Origin of the sequence: Pseudomonas sp. Root401, from assembly GCF_001425105.1 — a bacterium.
Taxonomy (GTDB): domain Bacteria; phylum Pseudomonadota; class Gammaproteobacteria; order Pseudomonadales; family Pseudomonadaceae; genus Aquipseudomonas; species Aquipseudomonas brassicacearum.
Genome location: NZ_LMDO01000066.1, coordinates 37,594 through 58,036, shown reverse-complemented (window position 1 = coordinate 58,036; position 20,443 = coordinate 37,594). Strand labels below are relative to the sequence as shown.

Annotated in this window: 21 protein-coding genes and 1 pseudogene; 8 read left to right on the top strand and 14 right to left on the bottom strand. The window is 60.6% G+C overall.

Going from position 1 to position 20,443, the window contains the following annotated elements; translation table 11 throughout:
• Window positions 1-101: 101 nt before the first annotated feature.
• From ASC85_RS30105 to grxD, 3 genes are all read left to right on the top strand, one after another.
• The gene (locus ASC85_RS30105; protein WP_057452509.1) at window positions 102-389 is read left to right on the top strand and encodes a hypothetical protein; all 288 of its coding nucleotides are present in this window, start codon (window positions 102-104) and stop codon (window positions 387-389) included.
• Window positions 390-520: 131 nt separating this feature from the next.
• Complete coding sequence (locus ASC85_RS30100; protein WP_057452508.1) at window positions 521-2,629, top strand: molybdopterin oxidoreductase family protein; 2,109 nt, start codon at window positions 521-523, stop codon at window positions 2,627-2,629.
• A gap of 89 nt (window positions 2,630-2,718) precedes the next feature.
• The gene (gene grxD, locus ASC85_RS30095) at window positions 2,719-3,060 is read left to right on the top strand and encodes a Grx4 family monothiol glutaredoxin (protein ID WP_018614171.1); all 342 of its coding nucleotides are present in this window, start codon (window positions 2,719-2,721) and stop codon (window positions 3,058-3,060) included.
• 167 nt (window positions 3,061-3,227) lie between these two features.
• On the opposite strand, the gene bfr is transcribed toward grxD, so the two are convergent.
• Together bfr and ASC85_RS30085 are read right to left on the bottom strand one after the other, a co-directional pair.
• The gene (gene bfr, locus ASC85_RS30090) at window positions 3,228-3,701 is read right to left on the bottom strand and encodes a bacterioferritin (RefSeq protein ID WP_003178701.1); all 474 of its coding nucleotides are present in this window, start codon (window positions 3,699-3,701) and stop codon (window positions 3,228-3,230) included.
• Window positions 3,702-3,909: 208 nt separating this feature from the next.
• The gene (locus ASC85_RS30085; RefSeq protein ID WP_057452507.1) at window positions 3,910-4,128 is read right to left on the bottom strand and encodes a bacterioferritin-associated ferredoxin; all 219 of its coding nucleotides are present in this window, start codon (window positions 4,126-4,128) and stop codon (window positions 3,910-3,912) included.
• Window positions 4,129-4,441: 313 nt separating this feature from the next.
• Here ASC85_RS30085 and ASC85_RS30080 point away from each other — a divergent pair, with 313 nt between their 5' ends.
• A complete protein-coding gene (locus ASC85_RS30080) occupies window positions 4,442-5,044 on the top strand; it encodes a peroxiredoxin (RefSeq protein WP_003204949.1) in 603 nt (200 codons plus the stop codon).
• A 190-nt stretch (window positions 5,045-5,234) separates the two neighbouring features.
• On the opposite strand, the gene rnt is transcribed toward ASC85_RS30080, so the two are convergent.
• Together rnt and pyrC are read right to left on the bottom strand one after the other, a co-directional pair.
• Window positions 5,235-5,912 (bottom strand): ribonuclease T, encoded by a 678-nt coding sequence (gene rnt / locus ASC85_RS30075; protein WP_057452506.1) that lies wholly within the window; start codon window positions 5,910-5,912, stop codon window positions 5,235-5,237.
• The gene (gene pyrC / locus ASC85_RS30070) at window positions 5,909-6,955 is read right to left on the bottom strand and encodes a dihydroorotase (RefSeq protein WP_003204946.1); all 1,047 of its coding nucleotides are present in this window, start codon (window positions 6,953-6,955) and stop codon (window positions 5,909-5,911) included. The genes rnt and pyrC overlap by 4 nt, the downstream gene beginning before the upstream one ends.
• 191 nt (window positions 6,956-7,146) lie before the next feature.
• Here pyrC and ASC85_RS30065 point away from each other — a divergent pair, with 191 nt between their 5' ends.
• Both ASC85_RS30065 and ASC85_RS30060 read left to right on the top strand, forming a co-directional pair.
• Window positions 7,147-8,124, top strand: a complete 978-nt coding sequence (locus ASC85_RS30065) for a flagellar protein MotY (RefSeq protein WP_057452505.1) — start codon at window positions 7,147-7,149, stop codon at window positions 8,122-8,124.
• A 128-nt stretch (window positions 8,125-8,252) separates the two neighbouring features.
• The gene (locus tag ASC85_RS30060) at window positions 8,253-9,470 is read left to right on the top strand and encodes an argininosuccinate synthase (protein WP_003204943.1); all 1,218 of its coding nucleotides are present in this window, start codon (window positions 8,253-8,255) and stop codon (window positions 9,468-9,470) included.
• A 316-nt stretch (window positions 9,471-9,786) separates the two neighbouring features.
• Here ASC85_RS30060 and ASC85_RS34035 read toward each other — a convergent pair.
• Window positions 9,787-10,044, bottom strand: a pseudogene (locus ASC85_RS34035) (hypothetical protein); the annotation flags it as partial.
• Window positions 10,045-10,514: 470 nt separating this feature from the next.
• Between ASC85_RS34035 and ASC85_RS30050 the strand changes: the two are divergent.
• Entirely contained in the window at window positions 10,515-11,141 is a 627-nt protein-coding gene (locus ASC85_RS30050; RefSeq protein WP_057452503.1) for a response regulator transcription factor, read from the top strand.
• A gap of 55 nt (window positions 11,142-11,196) precedes the next feature.
• Here the strand turns inward: ASC85_RS30050 and ASC85_RS30045 are convergent, their stop codons facing one another.
• The 8 genes from ASC85_RS30045 to metG all read right to left on the bottom strand — a co-directional run bounded on the left by ASC85_RS30045 (window position 11,197) and on the right by metG (window position 17,993).
• Window positions 11,197-11,379 carry a PA3496 family putative envelope integrity protein gene (locus tag ASC85_RS30045; protein ID WP_003204937.1) on the bottom strand — a complete coding sequence of 61 codons (183 nt, stop codon included), beginning with the start codon at window positions 11,377-11,379 and terminating at the stop codon, window positions 11,197-11,199.
• Between the two features lie 107 nt (window positions 11,380-11,486).
• Entirely contained in the window at window positions 11,487-12,125 is a 639-nt protein-coding gene (gene nth / locus ASC85_RS30040; protein WP_057452502.1) for an endonuclease III, read from the bottom strand.
• Window positions 12,122-12,655 (bottom strand): Rnf-Nqr domain containing protein, encoded by a 534-nt coding sequence (locus ASC85_RS30035; protein ID WP_057452501.1) that lies wholly within the window; start codon window positions 12,653-12,655, stop codon window positions 12,122-12,124. Before ASC85_RS30035 ends, nth begins: the two co-directional genes overlap by 4 nt.
• A complete protein-coding gene (locus ASC85_RS30030; protein ID WP_057452500.1) occupies window positions 12,648-13,259 on the bottom strand; it encodes an RnfABCDGE type electron transport complex subunit G in 612 nt (203 codons plus the stop codon). Before ASC85_RS30030 ends, ASC85_RS30035 begins: the two co-directional genes overlap by 8 nt.
• Window positions 13,256-14,242 (bottom strand): RnfABCDGE type electron transport complex subunit D, encoded by a 987-nt coding sequence (locus ASC85_RS30025; RefSeq protein WP_057452499.1) that lies wholly within the window; start codon window positions 14,240-14,242, stop codon window positions 13,256-13,258. The genes ASC85_RS30030 and ASC85_RS30025 overlap by 4 nt, the downstream gene beginning before the upstream one ends.
• Entirely contained in the window at window positions 14,229-15,248 is a 1,020-nt protein-coding gene (gene rsxB / locus ASC85_RS30020; protein WP_057452498.1) for an electron transport complex subunit RsxB, read from the bottom strand. The genes ASC85_RS30025 and rsxB overlap by 14 nt, the downstream gene beginning before the upstream one ends.
• A complete protein-coding gene (locus ASC85_RS30015; protein ID WP_057452497.1) occupies window positions 15,245-15,817 on the bottom strand; it encodes an Rnf-Nqr domain containing protein in 573 nt (190 codons plus the stop codon). The genes rsxB and ASC85_RS30015 overlap by 4 nt, the downstream gene beginning before the upstream one ends.
• Before the next feature lie 130 nt (window positions 15,818-15,947).
• Window positions 15,948-17,993, bottom strand: a complete 2,046-nt coding sequence (gene metG / locus ASC85_RS30010; RefSeq protein WP_057452496.1) for a methionine--tRNA ligase — start codon at window positions 17,991-17,993, stop codon at window positions 15,948-15,950.
• A gap of 308 nt (window positions 17,994-18,301) precedes the next feature.
• Between metG and apbC the strand changes: the two genes are divergently transcribed.
• On the top strand, window positions 18,302-19,396 hold the full coding sequence (apbC, locus tag ASC85_RS30005) for an iron-sulfur cluster carrier protein ApbC (protein WP_057452495.1): 1,095 nt from the start codon (window positions 18,302-18,304) through the stop codon (window positions 19,394-19,396).
• A gap of 189 nt (window positions 19,397-19,585) precedes the next feature.
• Here apbC and ASC85_RS30000 read toward each other — a convergent pair whose 3' ends face one another.
• A complete protein-coding gene (locus ASC85_RS30000) occupies window positions 19,586-20,344 on the bottom strand; it encodes an SDR family oxidoreductase (RefSeq protein ID WP_003204919.1) in 759 nt (252 codons plus the stop codon).
• Window positions 20,345-20,443: the final 99 nt, after the last annotated feature.

Sequence of the window (20,443 nt, the reverse complement as noted above, 5' to 3'; positions counted from 1 at the left end):
CGTGGCATCCCGTCCTTGCGCCTGTCTACTGGTGGTTGTGAAACATTTCCTAATGCAAAGGCCTGGGTTATAAATGAGCCACAGCGGCACAGGAGCCCGAAATGGATTCGAAAGAGCAACAATTGATGGAATTGCTGGGGCTGACTGCACGCTCGCTGACGCACCTGACGGCTTCGGTGACTTCTATGTCATTCGAATTGCTGCGCAGCGATGATGAGGTGACCAAGGCCGCGGGCCGTCGGATGATCGACCGCATGGCGACTATCAGCAGCGGGCTCGACGAGCATTGGCGGCTGATTGGCGAGCTCACGGGTGTGCCCATTGCCCAGGAGCAGGTGGAAACCGTCGAAGAAATCCAGCTGCTGGCACCGCCTCCCGACCAGCCTTGACACCCTCTCATCGGTGGGCCTGATGCCCGGCAATTCACAGGACGAACGTCGCTGGCGCTGCCGGGAATCACGCGCCATAGTTTTGTTCCCGCGGCCGAAAGCGCCCGCCACGAATAAAACAGAGACTGGCCATGACCAAGACTCTCCACCACCGTGCGTGCCATCTGTGTGAAGCCATCTGCGGCTTGACCCTCGAAACCACCGAAACCGACGGCCAGGGCCTGGCGATCACCTCGATCAAGGGCGATGCGCTGGACACCTTCAGCCGCGGTCACATCTGCCCCAAGGCGGTGGCCCTGCAAGATATCCAGAACGACCCAGACCGGCTGCGCCAGCCCATGCAGCGCGTTGGCAGCGAATGGCAACCCATTGCCTGGGACGACGCCTTCGCGTTGGTGGCCGAGCGCCTGGCGGACATCCAGGCGCGCCACGGCCAGAACGCGGTGGCGGTCTACCAGGGCAACCCCAGCGTGCATAACTATGGGCTGATGACCCACAGCAACTATTTCCTGGGCCTGTTGAAAACCCGCAGCCGTTTCTCGGCGACTTCGGTGGACCAACTGCCCCATCACCTGACCAGCTATCTGATGTACGGCCACGGCCTGCTGCTGCCGATTCCGGACATCGACCACACCGACTTCATGCTGATCCTGGGCGGTAATCCGCTGGCGTCCAACGGCAGCATCATGACCGTTCCGGATGTGGAAAAGCGCCTCAAGGCGATCCAGGCCCGTGGCGGCAAAGTGGTGGTGGTCGATCCGCGCCGCAGCGAAACGGCGGCCATTGCCAACCAGCATGTCTTCGTACGCCCCGGCGGTGATGCTGCGCTGCTGTTTGGTTTGCTCAATACATTGTTCAGCGAAGGCCTGACCCGTGACAGCCACCTGCCGGTGGACGGCCTGGACGAGGTGCGCGAGGCCGTTGCCACGTTCACGGCTGAAGCCATGAGCCCGCTCTGTGCGGTGCCTGCAGCGCAGATCCGGCAATTGGCCCGGGACTTCGCCGCCGCGCCGTCAGCGGTGTGCTACGGGCGGATGGGGGTCTCGACCCAAGCGTTTGGCACGCTGTGCCATTGGCTGATCCAGTTGATCAACCTGGTCACCGGTAATCTTGATCGGGTGGGCGGGGCGCTGTGCACCGAGCCGGCGGTGGATCTGGTCGCGACCACCTCGGGCGGGCATTTCAATCGTTGGCAGAGCCGGGTGTCCGGGCGTCCCGAGTATTCCGGGGAGTTGCCGGTGTCGGCCCTGGCCGAGGAGATGCTCACCGAGGGCGAAGGCCAGATTCGTGCGCTGGTCACCGTGGCCGGCAACCCGGTGCTGTCCACGCCCAACGGGCGGCAACTGGAGCAGGCCCTGGACGGGTTGGAATTCATGGTCAGCCTCGATTTGTACATCAACGAAACCACGCGTTACGCCGACCTGATCCTGCCCTCGACCTCGGCCCTGGAGAACGATCATTACGACACCACGTTCAACCTGTTCGCAGTGCGCAACGTGACCCGTTTCAACCGGGCGATCCTGCCCAAGCCCGAGGGTGCGCTGCACGATTGGGAAATCTTCGTCGGCCTGGCCAAGGCCTTTGCCGCCCGAACCGGCAAGGAACTCAAGCCGACCATGCCGCCGGCGCAGATGATCGATTTTGGCCTGCGCAGCGGGGCGTATGGCGACGCCTCGCCGCACAAGTTGTCCCTGGCGACCCTGTTCGATCATCCCCATGGCATCGACCTCGGCGCGCTCAAGCCCAACCTGGCTGCGCGGCTGAAAACCGAAAACCAACGGGTGCAGGCCGCGCCAGCGGTGATTCTTGCTGACCTTGCGCGCTTTGCCGCGTTGCAGGCGCCAAAACCGGATGAGTTGCTGATGATTGGCCGTCGCCATGTGCGCAGCAACAACTCCTGGATGCATAATTTTCATCGACTGGTGAAGGGCAAGCCACGCCACCAATTGTTGATGCACCCGGATGACCTCGCCAGTCGCGGTCTGGTCGACGGGCAACGGGTGACCGTCAGTTCGCGGGTGGGCGTCATCGAAGTCGAGGTGCTGGGCAGCCTGGATATGATGAAAGGCGTGGTCAGCCTGCCCCACGGTTGGGGCCATGCCCGGCCGGGCGTGCAGATGACCATTGCCAGCGGCCAGCCAGGCTCCAGCGCCAACGACCTGACCGATGATTGTCAGCTCGATGAGTTGTCCGGCAACGCGGCGCTTAACGGCGTACCGGTGAAGGTGGCGGCTGCGTAAAATTGTCTCTGGAGCAGGTTCGGCTTTCCGTTACAATGCGTCACCGTGTCGACAACTTAAGTCGCAAAAGTTTTAAGCCGAGGTGCTCCATGGATATCATCGAAACGATTAAAGACCAGATTGCCAACAACACCATCCTGCTTTACATGAAAGGCTCGCCGAACGCGCCACAGTGCGGTTTCTCGGCCAAGGCTGCTCAGGCTGTGATGGCGTGTGGCGAGAAGTTTGCCTACGTGGACATCCTGCAGAACCCGGAAATCCGCGCCAACCTGCCCAAGTACGCCAACTGGCCAACCTTCCCACAGCTGTGGGTGGGTGGTGAACTGATCGGCGGTAGCGACATCATGACCGAGATGGCCGCTGACGGCTCTCTGCAGGCCACGATCAAGGCAGCTGTGGAAGCAGCAGCGGCGAACAAGACCGAAGCCTGATCCATGAGGTTCTGTTCACTACACCGGTTGTGGTGAACACGAACCCTTGTGGGAGCGAGCAAGCTCGCTCCCACAGTGGATTTAGGTGGGCCTGGAAACCCAGGTAATAAAAAGCCCCGCCTCTCGAAAGAGGGCGGGGCTTTTTAGTGGCTGGCTTTCGGGGAAGCTTACTCTTCACCCATCTGCGATTGCAGGTAGTTCTCAAGACCGACTTTGTCGATCAGGCCCAATTGGGTTTCCAGCCAGTCGATGTGCTCTTCCTCGGATTCGAGGATGTCTTCCAGCAGTTCACGGCTACCGAAGTCGCCAACGCTTTCGCAATGGGCGATAGCGGCCTTCAGGTCGGCGTGGCCGGTGCGCTCGATACGCAGGTCGCACTCAAGCATCTCGCGGGTGTGTTCGCCGATGTGCAGCTTGCCCAGGTCCTGGACGTTCGGCAGGCCTTCGAGGAACAGGATGCGCTTGATCAGCTTGTCCGCGTGCTTCATCTCGTCGATGGATTCGTGGTACTCGTGCTTGCCCAGCTTGTTCAGGCCCCAATCCTCGTACATGCGCGCATGCAGGAAGTATTGGTTGATCGCGACCAGCTCATTGGCAAGGATCTTGTTGAGATGCTGGATGACTGTAATGTCGCCTTTCATGATGAGGCCTGCCCTGTAATAGCTGTGTATAAGGCAGAGTTTGAGCCGCGCATTTACGAGTGTCAAACCTAAGTTATTGAATAATAAATGAAAATTAATCGGAATAAGAATGTTTGTGTTCCGCGTCTGGACGCTAAGCATTTGATTTACAGGCATAAAAAAACCGGACACTGGGTCCGGTTCCTTGAAAACTGTTTATTACGTGCTGTTACGCGGCGCTAAATTCTACCGGGTAGGAGATCGAGGCCTGTGCCGTTTGCACTTTGGCGAGGGTTTCACGAACCACTTCCTTGGCCAGGCAGGCACATTTGCCGCATTGGCTGGCTACGCCGGTGGCCTGGCGGACTTCGCGATAGCTGCAGCAACCTTCGTAGATCGCTTCGCGGATTTGCCCGTCGGTGACGCCAGTGCAGAGGCATACATACATAAGTGAGAACCGTCGCTGGTTGTGACTCAATTGGGATGGATCTTAATGTTAACGAGAATGATTGTCAAAGTGGTTTCTCAAGGTCTTGCGCCAGAACGTTGCCAGGCTGACGAACGGTTTATCCAGGACGACTGGTGCGGCATGAAGCGGGGCGGCGATTTTTCGATGCCACCGAAAAACCGTTGAAGACAGTCCAAATGCGCGGTGTATGATGATCGGCCCTTGCAAGCGGGTTCGTGTCACAGGGCTGTCGCCTGAGGGTGACAGGCTGGCCCGGACCTTGTTTTCACGCTATTACATCAGGAGATATCCAATGAGCGTACTCGTAGGCAAACAAGCCCCAGACTTCACCGTTCCAGCCGTCCTCGGCAACGGCGAAATCGTCGACAGCTTCACCCTGTCCTCGGCCATCAAAGGCAAATACGGCCTGGTGTTCTTCTATCCACTGGACTTCACCTTCGTCTGCCCGTCCGAGCTGATCGCACTGGATCACCGCATGGACGATTTCAAGGCGCGCAACGTCGAAGTGGTCGCTGTTTCGATCGACTCGCACTTCACCCACAACGCCTGGCGCAACACCCCGATCAACAATGGCGGTATCGGTCAGGTGAAATACACCATGGCTGCCGACATGAAGCACGAAATCGCCAAGGCCTATGACGTTGAGTCCGAAGGCGGCGTGGCCTTCCGTGGCGCGTTCCTGATCGACGACAAAGGCGTTGTCCGTTCGCAGATCATCAACGACCTGCCACTGGGCCGTAACATGGAAGAACTGATCCGCCTGGTCGACGCGCTGCAATTCCACGAAGAGCACGGCGAAGTCTGCCCGGCCAACTGGAAAAAAGGCGACAAGGGCATGACCGCTTCGCCTGAAGGCGTTGCTGCTTACCTGGGCGAGCACAGCGACAAGCTGTAAGCGCACACAGGCATAAAAAAACCGGCCCATGATGGGCCGGTTTTTTTATGGGTGTTGTAGGAGCTGTCGAGTGTAACGAGGCTGCGATCTTTCCTCAGCCAGTTGAATCTTGGGTGAAAGCCTAAGATCAAAAGATCGCAGCCTGCGGCAGCTCCTACAGGGCAGTCCCGCCTCGCCACAATGGCTCTCTCTAGTCGTTGAAATCCTGCCAGCCACCCATCTCTTTCCACCGGTTGACGATGCCGCAGAACAGCTCGGCGGTCTTCTCGGTGTCGTAGCGGGCCGAGTGGGCTTCACGGCCATCGAAATCGATGTCGGCAGCCTGGCACGCCTTGGCCAGGACGGTCTGGCCGTACGCCAGGCCAGCCAGGGTCGCGGTATCGAAGCTGGAGAACGGATGGAACGGGTTGCGCTTCATGTCCAGGCGCGCGACGGCGGCGTTGAGGAAGCCCAGGTCGAAGCTGCTGTTGTGGCCGACCAGGATCGCGCGCTTGCAACCATTGGCCTTGAGCGCCTTGCGCACGCCACGGAAGATGTCGGTCAGGGCCGTTTCTTCGCTGACCGCCATGCGCAACGGGTGATCGAGCTTGATTCCGGTGAATTCCAGGGCCGCCGCTTCGACGTTGGCGCCTTCGAACGGTTCGACACGGAAGAAGTAGGTGTGGTCAGGGAACACAAAGCCTTTTTCGTCCATGCCGATGGTGGTCGCGGCGATTTCCAGCAAGGCGTCGGTGGCGGAGTTGAAACCGCCGGTCTCTACGTCGACGACAACCGGCAGATAGCCACGGAACCGAGCAGCCATGGGGTGACGGGCGCAGCCCGAACCACCATTGCCGTCCAGTTCGTCGTCGAAATGATCTTCACTCACGCGTTTTCCTCCAGCAGGCGCCAGCGCAGTTTTTCACCGGCGCGCAGCGGGATGACAGCCAAGTCGCCGAAAGGCAGGCTGGCGGGGGCGGTCCACTCATCGCGGACCAGGGTAATACGATCGGTGTTTACCGGCAGGCCATAGAAACGTGGGCCATGCAGGCTGGCGAAGCCTTCGAGTTTGTCCAGCGCGTTGCGCTGTTCGAACGCTTCGGCGTACATCTCGATGGCGGCATAGGCGGTGTAGCAACCGGCGCAACCGCAGGCCGCTTCCTTGGCATGCTGTGCGTGGGGGGCCGAGTCGGTGCCGAGGAAAAACTTGGCGCTGCCGCTGGTGGCGGCGTCCAGCAAGGCTTCCTGGTGGGTATTGCGCTTGAGGATCGGCAGGCAATAGAAGTGCGGCCGGATCCCACCCACCAGCATGTGATTGCGGTTATACAGCAGGTGATGGGCGGTAATGGTCGCGCCGACATTGGCCGGAGCCTCGTTGACGAACTGCACGGCATCGCCGGTGGTGATGTGTTCGAACACCACCTTGAGCGTCGGGAAACGCTCCACGACGCGGCGCATGTGCTCGTCGATGAAGATTTTCTCGCGGTCGAACACGTCGACGTCGCCCCGGGTGACTTCACCATGGATCAACAACGGCATGCCCACTTCGGCCATGGCCTCCAGCGCCGGGAAAATCTTGTCGATGCTGGTGACGCCGGAGTCGGAGTTGGTGGTGGCCCCGGCCGGGTACAGCTTGGCGGCATGGACGAAGCCGCTGGCCTTGGCCTCGCGGATCTCTTCGGGCTGGGTGCGGTCGGTGAGGTACAGCACCATCAACGGTTCGAAGCGGCTGCCAGCGGGGCGTGCGGCGAGGATGCGCTGGCGATAGCCGTCGGCCTCGGCGGCGTTGCGCACTGGCGGAACCAGGTTAGGCATGATGATTGCGCGCCCGAAGGTGCGCGCGACATCGGCGACGGTATGGGTCAACACAGCACCATCGCGAAGATGAATATGCCAGTCGTCGGGACGCAGCAGGGTCAGGCGGTCGGACATTGGGGGGCTTCCAGGCGGGTCAAACTCTGGGGAATGCTACCGGAAAAGACCGATTCAGGCACCCGCTATCAAGTTCTGGCGCAACTTACCGATAGCTCCTACAGGTGTGCCACGAATCCGTGCAGTGCGCCGGACAGGCGTCATGCCTCCAGCATGCGTCGATCTTTGTGTAAAAGTCAGTGGAGCCTCCCGTGCGCCAGCGTTATCTAGCCTTGCTCAGTGTGTTTGCCAGCCTTCCCGCCATGGCGCTCACTTTCCAGACCCGTCTGGAGAGCATTGAGTGGACGGTCGAAGGCGACAAGTTCGAGTGCCGGCTGAGCCAGCCGATCACTGATTTTGGCAGTGGCGAATTCGTGCGCAAGGCGGGGGAGCAGGCCACGTTCCGCCTCAAGGCTTATAACCCGATGCTCGGTGGCGGCTCCGCAACGTTGCTCGCGGCCGCGGCACCGTGGCAGCCAGGACGCGGCGATATCAACCTGGGCTCGGTCAGGATCGGCAGCGGCGATGTGCTGTTCGACAGTTCCCAGGTACAGGCAGGCCGATTGATCAGCGGATTGATGGAAGGTCGCAGCCCCGTGGTTCGACGCAACACCGAGGATGGGCGCGTTTCTGAAGTCCGGCTGCTGCCCGTGCGCTTCAACAAGGCGTTCAACGATTACCAGGGCTGCGTGGCGAAACTGTTGCCGAAGAACTTTGAACAGATCAAGCAAACCCAGATCGGCTTCCCCGGCGAGGGGATTGAGCTGGACGCTCGGGCCAAGGCTCAGCTGCAGGTCATGCTCGACTTCATCAAGGCAGACCCGAGCGTCAATCATGTCGAACTTGATGGCCATTCCGACAACAGTGGCAACCGCCTGACCAACCGTGAGCTGTCACGCCGCCGGGCCCTGGCGGTCCAGGACTTCTTCAAGGCCAATGGCTTCCAGGAGTCGCAGATTACCCTGCGCTTCCACGGCGAGCGTTATCCCCTGGTGTCCAACACCAACGCCGCCAACCGAGCCAAGAACCGTCGCGTCGTCGTGCGCCTGGAGCGCGTGGCGCCGACTGATGCGCCGGCACCGCAGGCACCCGCCGCGCAGCCCGCGCCCACTGCCGCGCCTGCCAAGGCTCCGGCGCCAACCGCAGCGCCGGCCAAGGCGCCCGCTGGAGCGACGGCCCGGACGTCCTGAGTCGATTTTGACCGTCGCACGCTCGACATAATCTGTCGCTTCGTCGTCATAAGCTGTCGCGCCCCTGTAAATTATCCGCGCTGGACGTTAGACTTCCCGGCTTTCCGTACAACCCGTGGAGTGATGGCATGGCGGACGTAAACAAGGTCGTTCTGGCGTATTCCGGCGGCCTGGACACTTCGGTGATCCTCAAGTGGCTGCAGGACACTTATAACTGCGAAGTGGTGACCTTCACCGCTGACCTGGGGCAGGGCGAGGAAGTTGAGCCTGCACGCGCCAAGGCCCAGGCCATGGGCGTCAAAGAGATCTACATCGATGACCTGCGCGAAGAATTCGTCCGCGACTTCGTGTTCCCGATGTTCCGCGCCAACACCGTTTACGAAGGCGAGTACCTGCTGGGTACCTCCATCGCCCGTCCGTTGATCGCCAAGCGCCTGATCGAAATCGCCAACGAAACCGGCGCCGATGCCATTTCCCATGGCGCCACCGGCAAAGGCAACGACCAGGTGCGTTTCGAGTTGGGTGCCTATGCCCTCAAGCCGGGCGTGAAAGTCATTGCCCCATGGCGTGAATGGGACTTGCTGTCCCGTGAGAAACTGATGGACTACGCCGAGAAGCACGCGATTCCGATCGAGCGCCACGGCAAGAAGAAATCCCCGTACTCGATGGATGCCAACCTGCTGCACATCTCCTATGAAGGCGGCGTGCTGGAAGACACCTGGACCGAGCACGAAGAAGACATGTGGCGCTGGACCGTCTCCCCGGAGAAGGCTCCCGATACCCCGCAATACCTGGAATTGACCTATCGCAACGGCGATATCGTCGCTCTGGACGGCGTTGAGATGAGCCCGGCCACCGTGCTGGCGACCCTGAACCGCATCGGTGGCGAACACGGCATCGGTCGTCTGGACATCGTCGAAAACCGTTATGTGGGCATGAAGTCCCGCGGCTGCTACGAAACCCCGGGTGGCACCATCATGCTGCGCGCCCACCGGGCGATCGAGTCGATCACCCTGGACCGCGAAGTGGCTCACCTCAAAGACGAGTTGATGCCCAAGTACGCCAGCCTGATCTACACCGGCTACTGGTGGAGCCCAGAGCGTCTGATGCTGCAACAGATGATCGACGCTTCCCAGGCTCACGTGAATGGCGTGGTCCGCCTGAAGCTGTACAAGGGCAACGTGATCGTCACCGGGCGCAAGTCCGACGAGTCGCTGTTCGATGCCAACATCGCGACCTTCGAAGAAGACGGCGGTGCCTACAACCAGGCTGACGCGGCCGGCTTCATCAAGCTCAACGCCCTGCGCATGCGCATCGCAGCGAACAAGGGTCGCAAGTTGTTCTGACCCTGGTGACATGAAAGCGGCCTGCCATGAGCAGGCCGTTTTTTTTGCTCCTCTTTTTTGTGGCCTTTGCTGCGGCGCTGCCCTCGGTCGCTCATTCATCCTGCCCGTGCGTTGCCAGCCCTGCGTTGCTGTAGATGACGTACACGACGATGCTGGCTTGCTTCAAATGTCTTGATCGACAGGCCTCGATCCGGCGTTTCGATTGGCTGCATTCGATACAACGGCTGTCTGGTTCGCGCCTGCGTCGATGAAGACGTATGACCAGCAGTTCCTTGACGTCCTCTGCCCGACGTAGCTGTCGTTTGCGTCGACAGGGCGAATCATCCATGGTCTTTATGAAATGTTTGCTCTTGCGAAAATCCGAAGGCGAATACAAGGAACGATAATTGAAGTTAAGCGTTATGAAAAAAAGCAGCAATAGATAAAAAGGAAAGCTGATCAGGAACCAGAGATAATATTCACGATCCTGGTCATCCAGAAAGGGCAGGGAAATCGCTGCGGAAGTTTCGGATAAAGTTGCGAATATGGCGATGAGGGTCATGGGGTTGGTTATGCTCTTCAAAGGTTTGTTCATGGTTAATGCTCATGGAATATTTGTGCTCGGAGAGTGAGTTGGAAAGTGGCAGTCCATGCCTGATGAAATATAGGCGCAGTCGCAATGGCTGCGCATGTTGGGTATTAGGCATTTGAGTGTGTTTTATATATGAATTTCCCTGCCTTAAGTGAGTGGAAGTCAGTTTTAACAGTAAATAATTCAGTTACTTTCTATGAGTGAAGCGCTTTCCAGTGGGCTAGCCGCAGGTGGGTATGGCGGTGAAAGCGCGCATTGTTCATAGGGTTTCGGGATTGTTAAGAACGGTCATTCCTTCCCTGTAAAAAAATCCATGACACATTTTTTTTGCCGCGATTTGTAGGAATTTTCTGTATAGCTTGTAGGTTCTGTCTCTCGATGCGAGCGTTCAGGGGGGGGCAGCATGCCAAGGTAGAAATGACTAGGCTATTGTGCGTGCTCTAAAAATTCGAACAGCGAAGTTGGATTTGCCCATGAATAAAGTGCTGATCGTGGATGATCATCCCGTCATTCGTCTTGCTGTACGTTTGCTGATGGAGCGTCATGGTTATGAAGTCGTTGCCGAAACCGATAATGGCGTCGATGCGTTACAGTTTGCTCGCGAACTTATGCCCGATATTGTCATTCTCGATATCGGTATTCCGAAGCTGGACGGATTGGAAGTCATTGCTCGCCTGACGACCATTCCTTCACCCATGAAAGTGTTGGTGCTGACTTCCCAGGCACCGGGACATTTTTCGATGCGTTGCATGCAGACAGGGGCGGCCGGGTATGTATGCAAGCAACAGGATCTCACCGAGTTACTGAGTGCAATCAAGGCGGTACTGTCCGGTTACAGTTACTTTCCCAACCAGGCATTGCATACGGTGCGGTCGAGTCTGGGTAATGCCAGTGAGTCCGATATGGTCGATCGATTATCGGGGCGGGAAATGATGGTCTTGCAGCAACTGGCGCGCGGAAAGACCAACAAGGAGATCGCCGATGGAATGTTCTTGAGCAACAAGACCGTCAGTACTTACAAGACGCGCCTGTTATTGAAGCTCAATGCCCGTTCGCTGGTCGACCTGATCGAGCTGGCGCAGCGCAATGGCTTGGTGTGAGTTTTCGGGTTACGCGTACTCAGTAAAAAGCCTCCATCAGGGAGGCTTTTACGTGTCAGAGGTCAAAGTCATAATCGGCCAGTTGTTTCTGCAGGCGACGCTCTTCCAGCAGGTTGTCAATGGTGCGGCGCTTGCTCAGGTTGGTTTTCGCCACTTCCACGACCACGGGTTCGACGTCGTCGGCTTCAGCGGCGATGAATTCGTCTTCTACATCCAGTTGTTCTTTGCCAGCACTCATGGGTTCGACTCCAGGCTAAGACTGCCATTGGCGCTCCTTATATCGATAAACCACGGGCGGGTAAAAAAGATTTTTTCAATCGATGGATCGATAAAAGCAATAGCGCCTCAATCGTCGGAGGTCTTGTGCTTGTATTCGCATAAATCTTCGATTCGGCAGCTGCCGCAGCGAGGCTTGCGCGCCAGGCAAACGTAACGGCCGTGAAGGATGAGCCAGTGATGGGAGTCCAGCAGGAATTCCTTGGGCACAAATTTCATCAATTTCTTCTCGACCTCCACCACGTTTTTGCCGGGGGCCAGCCCGGTGCGGTTGCTGACGCGGAAAATGTGGGTGTCGACCGCCATGGTCAACTGCCGAAACGCGGTATTGAGCACGACGTTGGCGGTTTTGCGGCCGACTCCGGGAAGGGCTTCCAGCGCTTCGCGCGTCTGCGGGACTTCACTGCCGTGGCGCTCGATCAGCAGGCGGCAGGTCTCGATCACGTTCTTGGCCTTGCTGTTGAACAGCCCGATGGTCTTGATGTATTCGGACAGTCCTTCGACGCCCAGGGCATGGATTGCCTCTGGCGTATTGGCCACCGGGAACAGTTTGGCCGTGGCTTTGTTGACGCCGACGTCGGTGGACTGGGCTGACAGGATGACCGCGATCAGCAACTCGAACGGCGAGGAATAGGCCAGTTCGGTTTTCGGTTCCGGGTTGTCCTCGTGAAGGCGACGAAATATTTCCAGGCGTTTTGCGGCGTTCATGGGCGCGGCGTTTCCTCAACGGATGAATGGGGTTTGGCGGCCGTCCAGGCCTGTCGGGCCGCCAGCAGCAGCCCGAGCAGAATGAACCCGCCAGGGGCGAGCAGGGCCAGGGGCAGGCCGCTGCCGATCAGCCCACGCACGGCGCCCAGGCTGATCATCAAGAGGCCAAACAGCCCGGCCAGCCTGAGGCGTCCGGGCCAGCGGGATTCAACGAAGAAACCCTCATGCTCCAGCGCGACGCAGCTCAGGGCGATCCAGCCAGCGTAGAGGCTCAACGGTCGATACAATTCCAGCGCCCAGGCCTGGACGACAAGGCCCGTGCAGGTGGCCAGGGTCGTGGCCAGCACGATGGAGGCGAGCAGCCGTTGACAGGCTGTCAGACGTTGCCGGACAAGCCCCATTGCCAAGCCATGGCTGAAAAGAACCAGGGCCCAGGCCAGCCATAACCCCAGCGCGCCAACCAGCGAATCGCTCGCGCCAACCAATGGAACGAGCAGCAGGCCGTGTGTCAGCCCCCATGGCTTATTCATTGGCCGCCACCCCCATCAACTGACTCTTGTGCTCGTCGAAATAACGCAGCGCATCGTGAACAGCCTGGAGCACTGCCCGGGACGTCACTGTCGCGCCTGCCAGTTGATCGAACTGGCCCTGGTCCTTTTTCAAGGCCCAGCCGCTGTCATCAGGTGCCTGGCGTGATTTACCCGTGAAGGTCTGCAACCAGGCGTTCGGCCAGCCGGCAATCGCCGCGCCCAATCCGGGTGTCTCGGATTGGCGCAGGGTCTTGACCCCCAGCAACCGGCCCTGTGGATCGATGGCGACCAGCAATTCGATGCGGCCTTCATAGCCCAGCGCCTGGCTACGCAGCAGCACGGCGCTGGGTTGGCCGCTGCGAGTCGCCAGGTAGCCGCCCAGCAGCGTGCTATGGGCCAGGGGCACCGAGGCGGTGACAACGGGGTGCGCCAACGGCTGGTTATCATAGTGGTCGGTGGGTAGCACCTCGAGCAAGGCTCTGTTGGCCAGGGCTTGCTGCTGGGCCTCGATACGCCCGGCGGTGCCGAGGTGCGTGAGGTAAGTGGCACCCATGCCCAGGCCGATCAACAAGGTCAGGATTGCCACGCCGAGGGGATTGTTCATGTCAGTGGCCGCCGTTGTCGCGCCTCGGCAAACCGGTCCAGTGCCGGCACGCCGAGGTTCATCAGTAACACCGCGAACGCCACGCCGTCCGGGTAACCACCCCAGGTGCGTATCACATAGACCAGCAATCCCATGCCCGCGCCAAACAGCAGGCGGGCGAGAGGGGCCTTGGCACCCGAGACCGGTTCGGTCGCGATAAAAAACGCGCCGAGCATGGTTGCGCCGCTGAGCAGATGAAACAGCGGCGAGCCGTGGGAATCGGAGCCCGATCCGTTCCAGCACAGCAGGCTGACGATGGACAGGCTCACCAGCATGCCCACTGGTGCATGCCAACTGAACACCCGTTGCTGCAGCAGAAACAGACCGCCCGCGAGGAAGGCCAGGTTGACCCATTCGACACCCCGGCCACCGAAACGCCCGAACGCCGGATCGTTGGCGAACAGTTCATCGACGGTCAGGCTCGTGTTGATTCGCAGGCTGTCCAGTGCGGTCGCCCCGGCCCAGGCATCGGGCGCCGGATGAGCGCCGAATACCTGCTGCAAGCCTTCAGACAGACCCATGCCGTGGAGCGCCGGCCAGTGACTCATCTGGGAAGGAAACGCCACCAGTACCAGGGCGTAACCGAGCATTGCCGGGTTGAACGGGTTGCTGCCGACGCCGCCCCACAGGTGCTTGCCCAACAGCAAGGCGCAGGCCGCCGCCGTGACGGTCAGCCACCAGGGGCAATAGGCCGGCAAGGCCAGGGCCAGCAGTGTGGCGCTGACCAGCGCGCTGCCATCGTTCAGCTCGGGTTTGAGTGGCCGGCGTCGCAAGCGCAGGATCAACGCTTCGACCGCCAGCGCCGTGACACCGGACAACAGCAGGTTGAGCGCCACGCCCCAGCCATGGAACCACAGCAACGCCAGCACGCCGGGCAGCGTCGCCAGCAACACTCGCGTCATTGCTTGGCGCAGCCGTTCGTCCACTGGCTCAAGAGGCGGCATGGGCGTCCACCTGGCGTTCGGCATCCCTCACGGCTTGTTCCAATGCCTGCAGTTGTTCATCCGATGCCGTAGCTGCCCGGGCTTTGCTGAGTTCGGCGCGGCGCATCGCCAGTTGGATCTTGGCCCGCTTCAGCTCGGCGTTTTGCGTCGGTGCAGCGGCTGGCGCAGCCGCGGGGGCGGCTTTTTCCAGTTGGCTCAGGGCCTGTTCGGCCGCTTCGAACTGGCGTTGCAGCACGATCAGTTGCGATTGCTGCTCGAAGGTTGGCGGGTGGCCGAACGCTTTCAAGGATTTGTTCAGCTGTGCCCGGCTCATGGCCAGGTCGACCTTGGCTTTTTTCAAGGCGGCATCGGCCGTGGCGGCTTTTTGCGCGCGAACGCGCTCCAGTGCGGCTTGTACGGGATCGAGTGCCGGGGCCTGGGTTTGGGCCTGGGTTTGGGCCGCCCGTTGGGTCCGAGCCAGGCGTTCGGCCTGGCGCTGCTCTTCTTCGCGGCGCAGGCGCGCATTGCGTTGCTCGAAGCGGTGCCGGGCATGATTGCGCTTGGCGGTTCGCGCCTGTTGTTCTTCGGTGCTGAAGGCCAGGCCGCCGACGATCGGCAGCACGTTTGCCGTCGGCAGAGGGTGCATTTCAATGCAATCGACCGGGCAGGGCGCCACGCACAGATCGCAGCCTGTGCATTCGTCGATGAGGACGGTGTGCATCAGCTTGGCGGCGCCGACAATCGCGTCCACCGGACAGGCCTGGATGCACTTGGTGCAACCGATGCATTCGGCTTCACGGATAAAGGCGATTTGCGCCGGGGCTACGCCGCGGCTGGTGTCCAGCTCCAACACCGGTATTTTCATCAGCTCGGCCAGGGCGGCGATGGTTTCGCGCCCCCCGGGCGGACATTTATTGATCGGCTCGCCCTGGGCGATGCCTTCGGCGTAGGGCTTGCACCCGGGGTGGCCGCACTTGCCGCATTGGGTCTGCGGCAGCAGGGCGTCGATACGTTGAATCAGGCTCATGTTTTGACCAGCCCACGCAATCCGAGAAAGGCCACCGCCATCAGTCCGGCGCTGATCAACTGAATCGGCAGGCCCCGAAAGGGCAGGGGAATATCATTATTGAAGGTGCGCTGGCGCAGATCGTCGAACAGGCCCAGCACCAGCCAGAACCCCAGCCCGGCACCCAGGCTCAGGGCGATGGCGTGGCCCAGGCCCCGGTCATCCTGGCCGTTGAGCAGCGTGACGCCAAGTATGCCGGCATTGCCCAGCAACAGCGGCCACAGCCCCTCGAACGGCATTGCCGGCCGCCAGCGGGCCAGCAGGCGCAGCAAGGGGCCGATCAGCAATACGCTCAAGGACAGCCAGGCCAACAGGCGCAGCGAGACCAGGTTGGTCGGCACCAGCAGCCCATGATCGACCAGATAACCCAAGGTGCCAACGATCAGCATCAGGCATGCCGTCGCCAGGCCCAAGGCGTGTACCTGCTTCCTGCCGTTGGCCGCCAGCAGCGGATCGACGCCCAGCGGCCAGTGCAACACCAGGTTGTTGATCAGGGCAGCGCTGAACAGCGTGAGGACGATTTCGGTCATGGGTGTGTTGGCGACAAAGGGCCTGTTACAAGATTAGGCATTATCCGGTACGCCGGGGGCATGGGCCAGATATGAAAATCCCACAGCCGCCTGCAAGGCGACTGTGGGATCGGTGCAGCAAGCGGTCGCGTTACTTGATCCGCTGGCCCGGCTTGGCGCCGCTGTCAGGGCTCAACAGGTAGATTTCCTCGCCGCCGGGGCCTGCCGCCATCACCATGCCTTCGGAGATGCCAAAGCGCATTTTGCGCGGCTTGAGGTTGGCGATCATCATCGTCAACCGGCCTTCGAGCTTGGCCGGGTCCGGGTAGGCACTCTTGATACCGGAGAACACGTTGCGTTGCTCGTCGCCGATGTCCAGGGTCAGGCGCAGCAACTTGTCGGCGCCTTCGACGGCCTCGGCCTTGACGATCAGCGCCACGCGCAGGTCAACGGCGGCAAAGGCGTCGAAGTCGATTTCCGGCGACAGCGGGTCCTTGGCCAGTTCGCCGTTCCCGGCAGGCGCACCGGTGTCGGTCTGGCTGGCGGCCAGGTCTTCCTTGGAGGCGTCGGTCATGGCTTGCACCTTGGTTGCGTCGATACGGGTCATCAACGGCTTGAACGCGTTCAGCTGATGGTTGCTCAGCAGCGTCTGGTGATCGTTCCAGGTCAGTGGCGCGACGTTGAGGAACGCCTCGGCATCGGCAGCCAGCAGCGGCAGCACCGGCTTGAGGAAAATCACCAGTTGGCGGAACAGGTTGATGCCCAGGGCGCAGATCGCCTGGACTTCGTCCTGTTTGCCTTCCTGCTTGGCCAGGGACCAGGGCGCCTTGTCGGCGATCCAGGCATTGGCACGGTCGGCCAGGGCCATGATTTCGCGCATGGCACGGGCAAAGTCGCGGGACTCATAGGCTTCGGCGATGCTTGGCCCGGCCGCCAGGAAGGCGTCGGTCAGTTCCGGCGCGGCATTGCCGGCGACCAGGACCCCGGCGTTGCCCTTGTGGATGAAACCGGCGCAACGGCTGGCAATGTTGACGACCTTGCCCACCAGGTCGGAGTTGACCTTCTGCACGAAGTCTTCGAGGTTCAGGTCCAGGTCGTCGACGCCGCGGCCGAGCTTGGCCGCGTAGTAGTAACGCAGGTATTCCGGGGACAGGTGGTCCAGGTAGGTCCGGGCCTTGATGAAGGTGCCGCGGGACTTGGACATTTTCTGGCCGTTGACGGTCAGGTAGCCGTGGACATTGATGCCCGTCGGCTTGCGGAAACCGGCGCCTTCAAGCATTGCCGGCCAGAACAGTGCGTGGAAGTTGACGATGTCCTTGCCGATGAAGTGATACAGCTCGGCGGTGGAGTCCTTGCCCCAGAACGCGTCGAAGTCCAGCTCCGGCGTGCGGTTGCAGAGGTTCTTGAAACTTGCCATGTAGCCGATCGGAGCGTCCAGCCACACGTAGAAATACTTGCCGGGCTCGTCGGGGATCTCGAAGCCGAAGTACGGCGCATCGCGGGAAATGTCCCACTGTTGCAGGCCGGCATCGAGCCATTCGGCGATCTTGTTGGCGACGGCGTCCTGCAGGGTGCCGCTGCGGGTCCAGGCTTGCAGCATCTGCTGGAAGTCCGGCAGCTTGAAGAAGAAATGCTGGGAGTCCTTGAGCACCGGCGTCGCCCCGGAAATCGCCGATTTCGGGTCTTTCAGGTCGGTTGGTGCGTAGGTGGCGCCGCATTTTTCGCAGTTATCGCCGTACTGGTCTTCAGTGCCACATTTCGGGCAGGTGCCCTTGATGAAGCGGTCGGCCAGGAACATTTTCTTTTCCGGGTCGAAATACTGGGTGATCGAACGGGTGGCGATGTGCCCGGCGTCACGCAGCTTCAGGTAGATCTGGCTCGACAGCTCACGGTTTTCTTCGGCGTGAGTGGAGTGGAAGTTGTCGAAGTCCACCAGAAACTCGGCAAAGTCGGCGCTGTGTTCAGCCTGGACGTTGGCGATCAGTTGTTCCGGGGTGATGCCTTCCTTTTCTGCGCGCAGCATGATGGCCGAACCGTGGGCGTCGTCGGCGCAGACATAAATGCATTGGTTGCCGCGATGCTTCTGGAAGCGCACCCACATATCGGTCTGGATGTACTCCAGCATATGGCCGAGGTGAATCGAACCATTGGCATAGGGCAGGGCGCTGGTGACGAGGATCTTGCGTGGCTCGGACATGGGGCTCGGCTACTTGATGAAACGGAGGTCGGCCACTATAAAGCGCTGGGAAATATATTTCACCCCACCAGCCTGTTTCCCACCGAATCCGTGGCGAGGGAGCTTGCTCCCGCTGTAGGAGCTGGCGAAGCCTGCGATCTTTTGTTCTTGATTTTTTCGCTTGAGATTTCGATTGCCTGGGGAAAGATCGCAGCCTCGTTGCACTCGACAGCTCCTACAGCGCCGAGCGGAAGCAAGCTCCCTCGCCACAAAAGCATGCGCGGCGTAGGATAGCGGCCTGTTTTCAAGTCTTGCTATCGGAGTTGCCCATGAGCGCCGTCAATCGCGCAGCGGTGGAAGCCGTCCTTCGCCAGTACACCGACCCCTACCTGAACCAGGACCCGGTCAGCGCCGGATGCGTGCGCGCCATCGACATCCAGGGCGATCGCGTCAGTGTCCAGCTGGAAATCGGCTACGCCGCCGATCTGTTCAAGAGCGGTTGGGCGCAGATGCTGCAAATGGCGATCGAGGCCCTGGACGGGGTCAGCGCCGCCAAAGTCGACATCACCAGTGTGATCGCCGCCCACAAGGCCCAGACGCAGGTGCCTGGGCTGGCGAACGTCAAGAACGTGATCGCCGTGGCCTCGGGCAAGGGCGGCGTGGGCAAGTCCACCACCGCGGCCAACCTGGCCCTGGCCCTGGCCCGTGAAGGGGCGAAGGTCGGGATTCTCGATGCAGACATCTACGGTCCGAGCCAGGGCATCATGTTCGGTGTTGCCGAGGGCACCCGGCCGCAGGTCAAGGACCAGAAGTGGTTCGTGCCGATCCAGTCCCATGGCGTGGAAGTCATGTCCATGGCCTTCCTGACCGACGACAACACACCGATGGTCTGGCGCGGGCCGATGGTTTCCGGTGCCTTGCTGCAACTGGTCACGCAAACCGCGTGGGGCGACCTGGATTACCTGGTGATCGACATGCCACCGGGCACTGGCGATATCCAGCTGACCCTGGCGCAGAAAGTCCCGGTGGCCGGTGCGGTGATCGTCACCACGCCTCAAGACCTGGCCCTGCTGGATGCACGCAAGGGCGTGGAGATGTTCCGCAAGGTCAACATCCCGGTACTCGGCGTGGTGGAGAACATGGCCGTGCACATCTGCTCGAACTGCGGGCATGCCGAGCACCTGTTCGGCGAAGGTGGCGGGGAAAAACTGGCGACCCAGTACGGCGTCGAATTGCTCGCTTCGCTGCCGCTGTCGATGCTGATCCGCGAACAGGCCGATGGCGGCAAGCCGACGGTCATCGCCGAACCGGACAGCCAGATCGCCATGGTCTATCAGGAACTGGCCCGTCACGTGGGCGCGCGGATCGTGTTGCAGGAAGCGGCCATGCCGGCGATGCCGAACATCACTGTCAGCGACGATTGATCAGCTGAAATGCAATCTAATGTGGGGAGCAAGCCTGTAGGAGCAAAGCCTGTGGGAGCATAGCTTGCTCGCGATAGCGGTTTTAAAGCCAACAGAGATGTTGGGTGTGACGCCGTCATCGCGAGCAAGCTATGCTCCCACAGGCTTTGCCCCCCACAGGCTCGCCCCCACATGGGTTATGCAGTGGGTTTAGATCCGCAACCCGCCATCCATCTCCAGGATCCGGCCGGTGTAATAGTCGTTCTCGAAGATATACGCCGCCGAATGCGCAATCTCCTCAGGCTTGCCCATACGCTTGAGCGGAATCCCCGAGGTCATTTTTTCCAGGGCCTCGGGCTTCATGCCCAGGGTCATCTCGGTTTCGATGAACCCCGGTGCGATGCCGGCGACACGGATGCCGTAGCGCGCCAGTTCCTTGGCCCAGGTCACGGTGGCGGCGGCCACACCGGCCTTGGCGGCCGAGTAGTTGGTCTGGCCGACGTTGCCGGCGCGGGAGATCGACGAGATATTGATGATGGCGCCGCTGTTCTTCAGCTCGACCATTTTCGCCGCCACTTCACGGGTGCACAGGAATACACCGGTGAGGTTGACGTCGATCACGGCCTGCCACTGGGCCAGGCTCATCTTGGTCATTTCGCCGTCCTTGACCTTGAGCAGCAGGCCGTCACGCAGGATCCCGGCGTTGTTGATCAGGCCGTGGATCGCGCCGAAGTCCTCGGCCACCCGGGCGACCATGTCGCTGACCTGCTCCTCATTGGCCACGTTGCACAGGTACGCCCGGGCTTCGACGCCCTTGGCTACACACGCGGCAACCGCCTGGTCGAGTTTTTCCTGGTTGAGATCCACCAGGGCGAGCTTCGCGCCTTTGCCCGCGAGATACTCGGCCATGGAGCGGCCCAGGCCCTGGCAACCGCCGGTGATAATGATTACTTTGTCAGTGAGTTGCATGCTCATGTCCAGGTGGCGCAGCGATGGAGGGGACCCTTTGGGATGTCTCTCGATTTGCGACGGTGTAGCCCGGTTGCACACGAGAACTGTCCTATCGGT

Bases quoted from the DNA above. Each gene is read 5' to 3' on its own strand.
- metG (WP_057452496.1), bottom strand. From the start codon at position 17,993: ATGTCCGAGCCACGCAAGATCCTCGTCACCAGCGCCCTGCCCTATGCC.
- ASC85_RS30085 (WP_057452507.1), bottom strand. From the start codon at position 4,128: ATGTATGTATGCCTCTGCACTGGCGTCACCGACGGGCAAATCCGCGAA.
- ASC85_RS30080 (WP_003204949.1), top strand. From the start codon at position 4,442: ATGAGCGTACTCGTAGGCAAACAAGCCCCAGACTTCACCGTTCCAGCC.
- ASC85_RS30030 (WP_057452500.1), bottom strand. From the start codon at position 13,259: ATGAACAATCCCCTCGGCGTGGCAATCCTGACCTTGTTGATCGGCCTG.
- ASC85_RS30015 (WP_057452497.1), bottom strand. From the start codon at position 15,817: ATGACCGAAATCGTCCTCACGCTGTTCAGCGCTGCCCTGATCAACAAC.
- ASC85_RS30050 (WP_057452503.1), top strand. From the start codon at position 10,515: ATGAATAAAGTGCTGATCGTGGATGATCATCCCGTCATTCGTCTTGCT.
- ASC85_RS30000 (WP_003204919.1), bottom strand. From the start codon at position 20,344: ATGCAACTCACTGACAAAGTAATCATTATCACCGGCGGTTGCCAGGGC.
- ASC85_RS30105 (WP_057452509.1), top strand. From the start codon at position 102: ATGGATTCGAAAGAGCAACAATTGATGGAATTGCTGGGGCTGACTGCA.
- bfr (WP_003178701.1), bottom strand. From the start codon at position 3,701: ATGAAAGGCGACATTACAGTCATCCAGCATCTCAACAAGATCCTTGCC.
- rsxB (WP_057452498.1), bottom strand. From the start codon at position 15,248: ATGAGCCTGATTCAACGTATCGACGCCCTGCTGCCGCAGACCCAATGC.
- ASC85_RS30100 (WP_057452508.1), top strand. From the start codon at position 521: ATGACCAAGACTCTCCACCACCGTGCGTGCCATCTGTGTGAAGCCATC.
- apbC (WP_057452495.1), top strand. From the start codon at position 18,302: ATGAGCGCCGTCAATCGCGCAGCGGTGGAAGCCGTCCTTCGCCAGTAC.
- ASC85_RS30060 (WP_003204943.1), top strand. From the start codon at position 8,253: ATGGCGGACGTAAACAAGGTCGTTCTGGCGTATTCCGGCGGCCTGGAC.
- ASC85_RS30035 (WP_057452501.1), bottom strand. From the start codon at position 12,655: ATGAATAAGCCATGGGGGCTGACACACGGCCTGCTGCTCGTTCCATTG.
- ASC85_RS30045 (WP_003204937.1), bottom strand. From the start codon at position 11,379: ATGAGTGCTGGCAAAGAACAACTGGATGTAGAAGACGAATTCATCGCC.
- pyrC (WP_003204946.1), bottom strand. From the start codon at position 6,955: ATGTCCGACCGCCTGACCCTGCTGCGTCCCGACGACTGGCATATTCAT.
- ASC85_RS30025 (WP_057452499.1), bottom strand. From the start codon at position 14,242: ATGCCGCCTCTTGAGCCAGTGGACGAACGGCTGCGCCAAGCAATGACG.
- grxD (WP_018614171.1), top strand. From the start codon at position 2,719: ATGGATATCATCGAAACGATTAAAGACCAGATTGCCAACAACACCATC.
- nth (WP_057452502.1), bottom strand. From the start codon at position 12,125: ATGAACGCCGCAAAACGCCTGGAAATATTTCGTCGCCTTCACGAGGAC.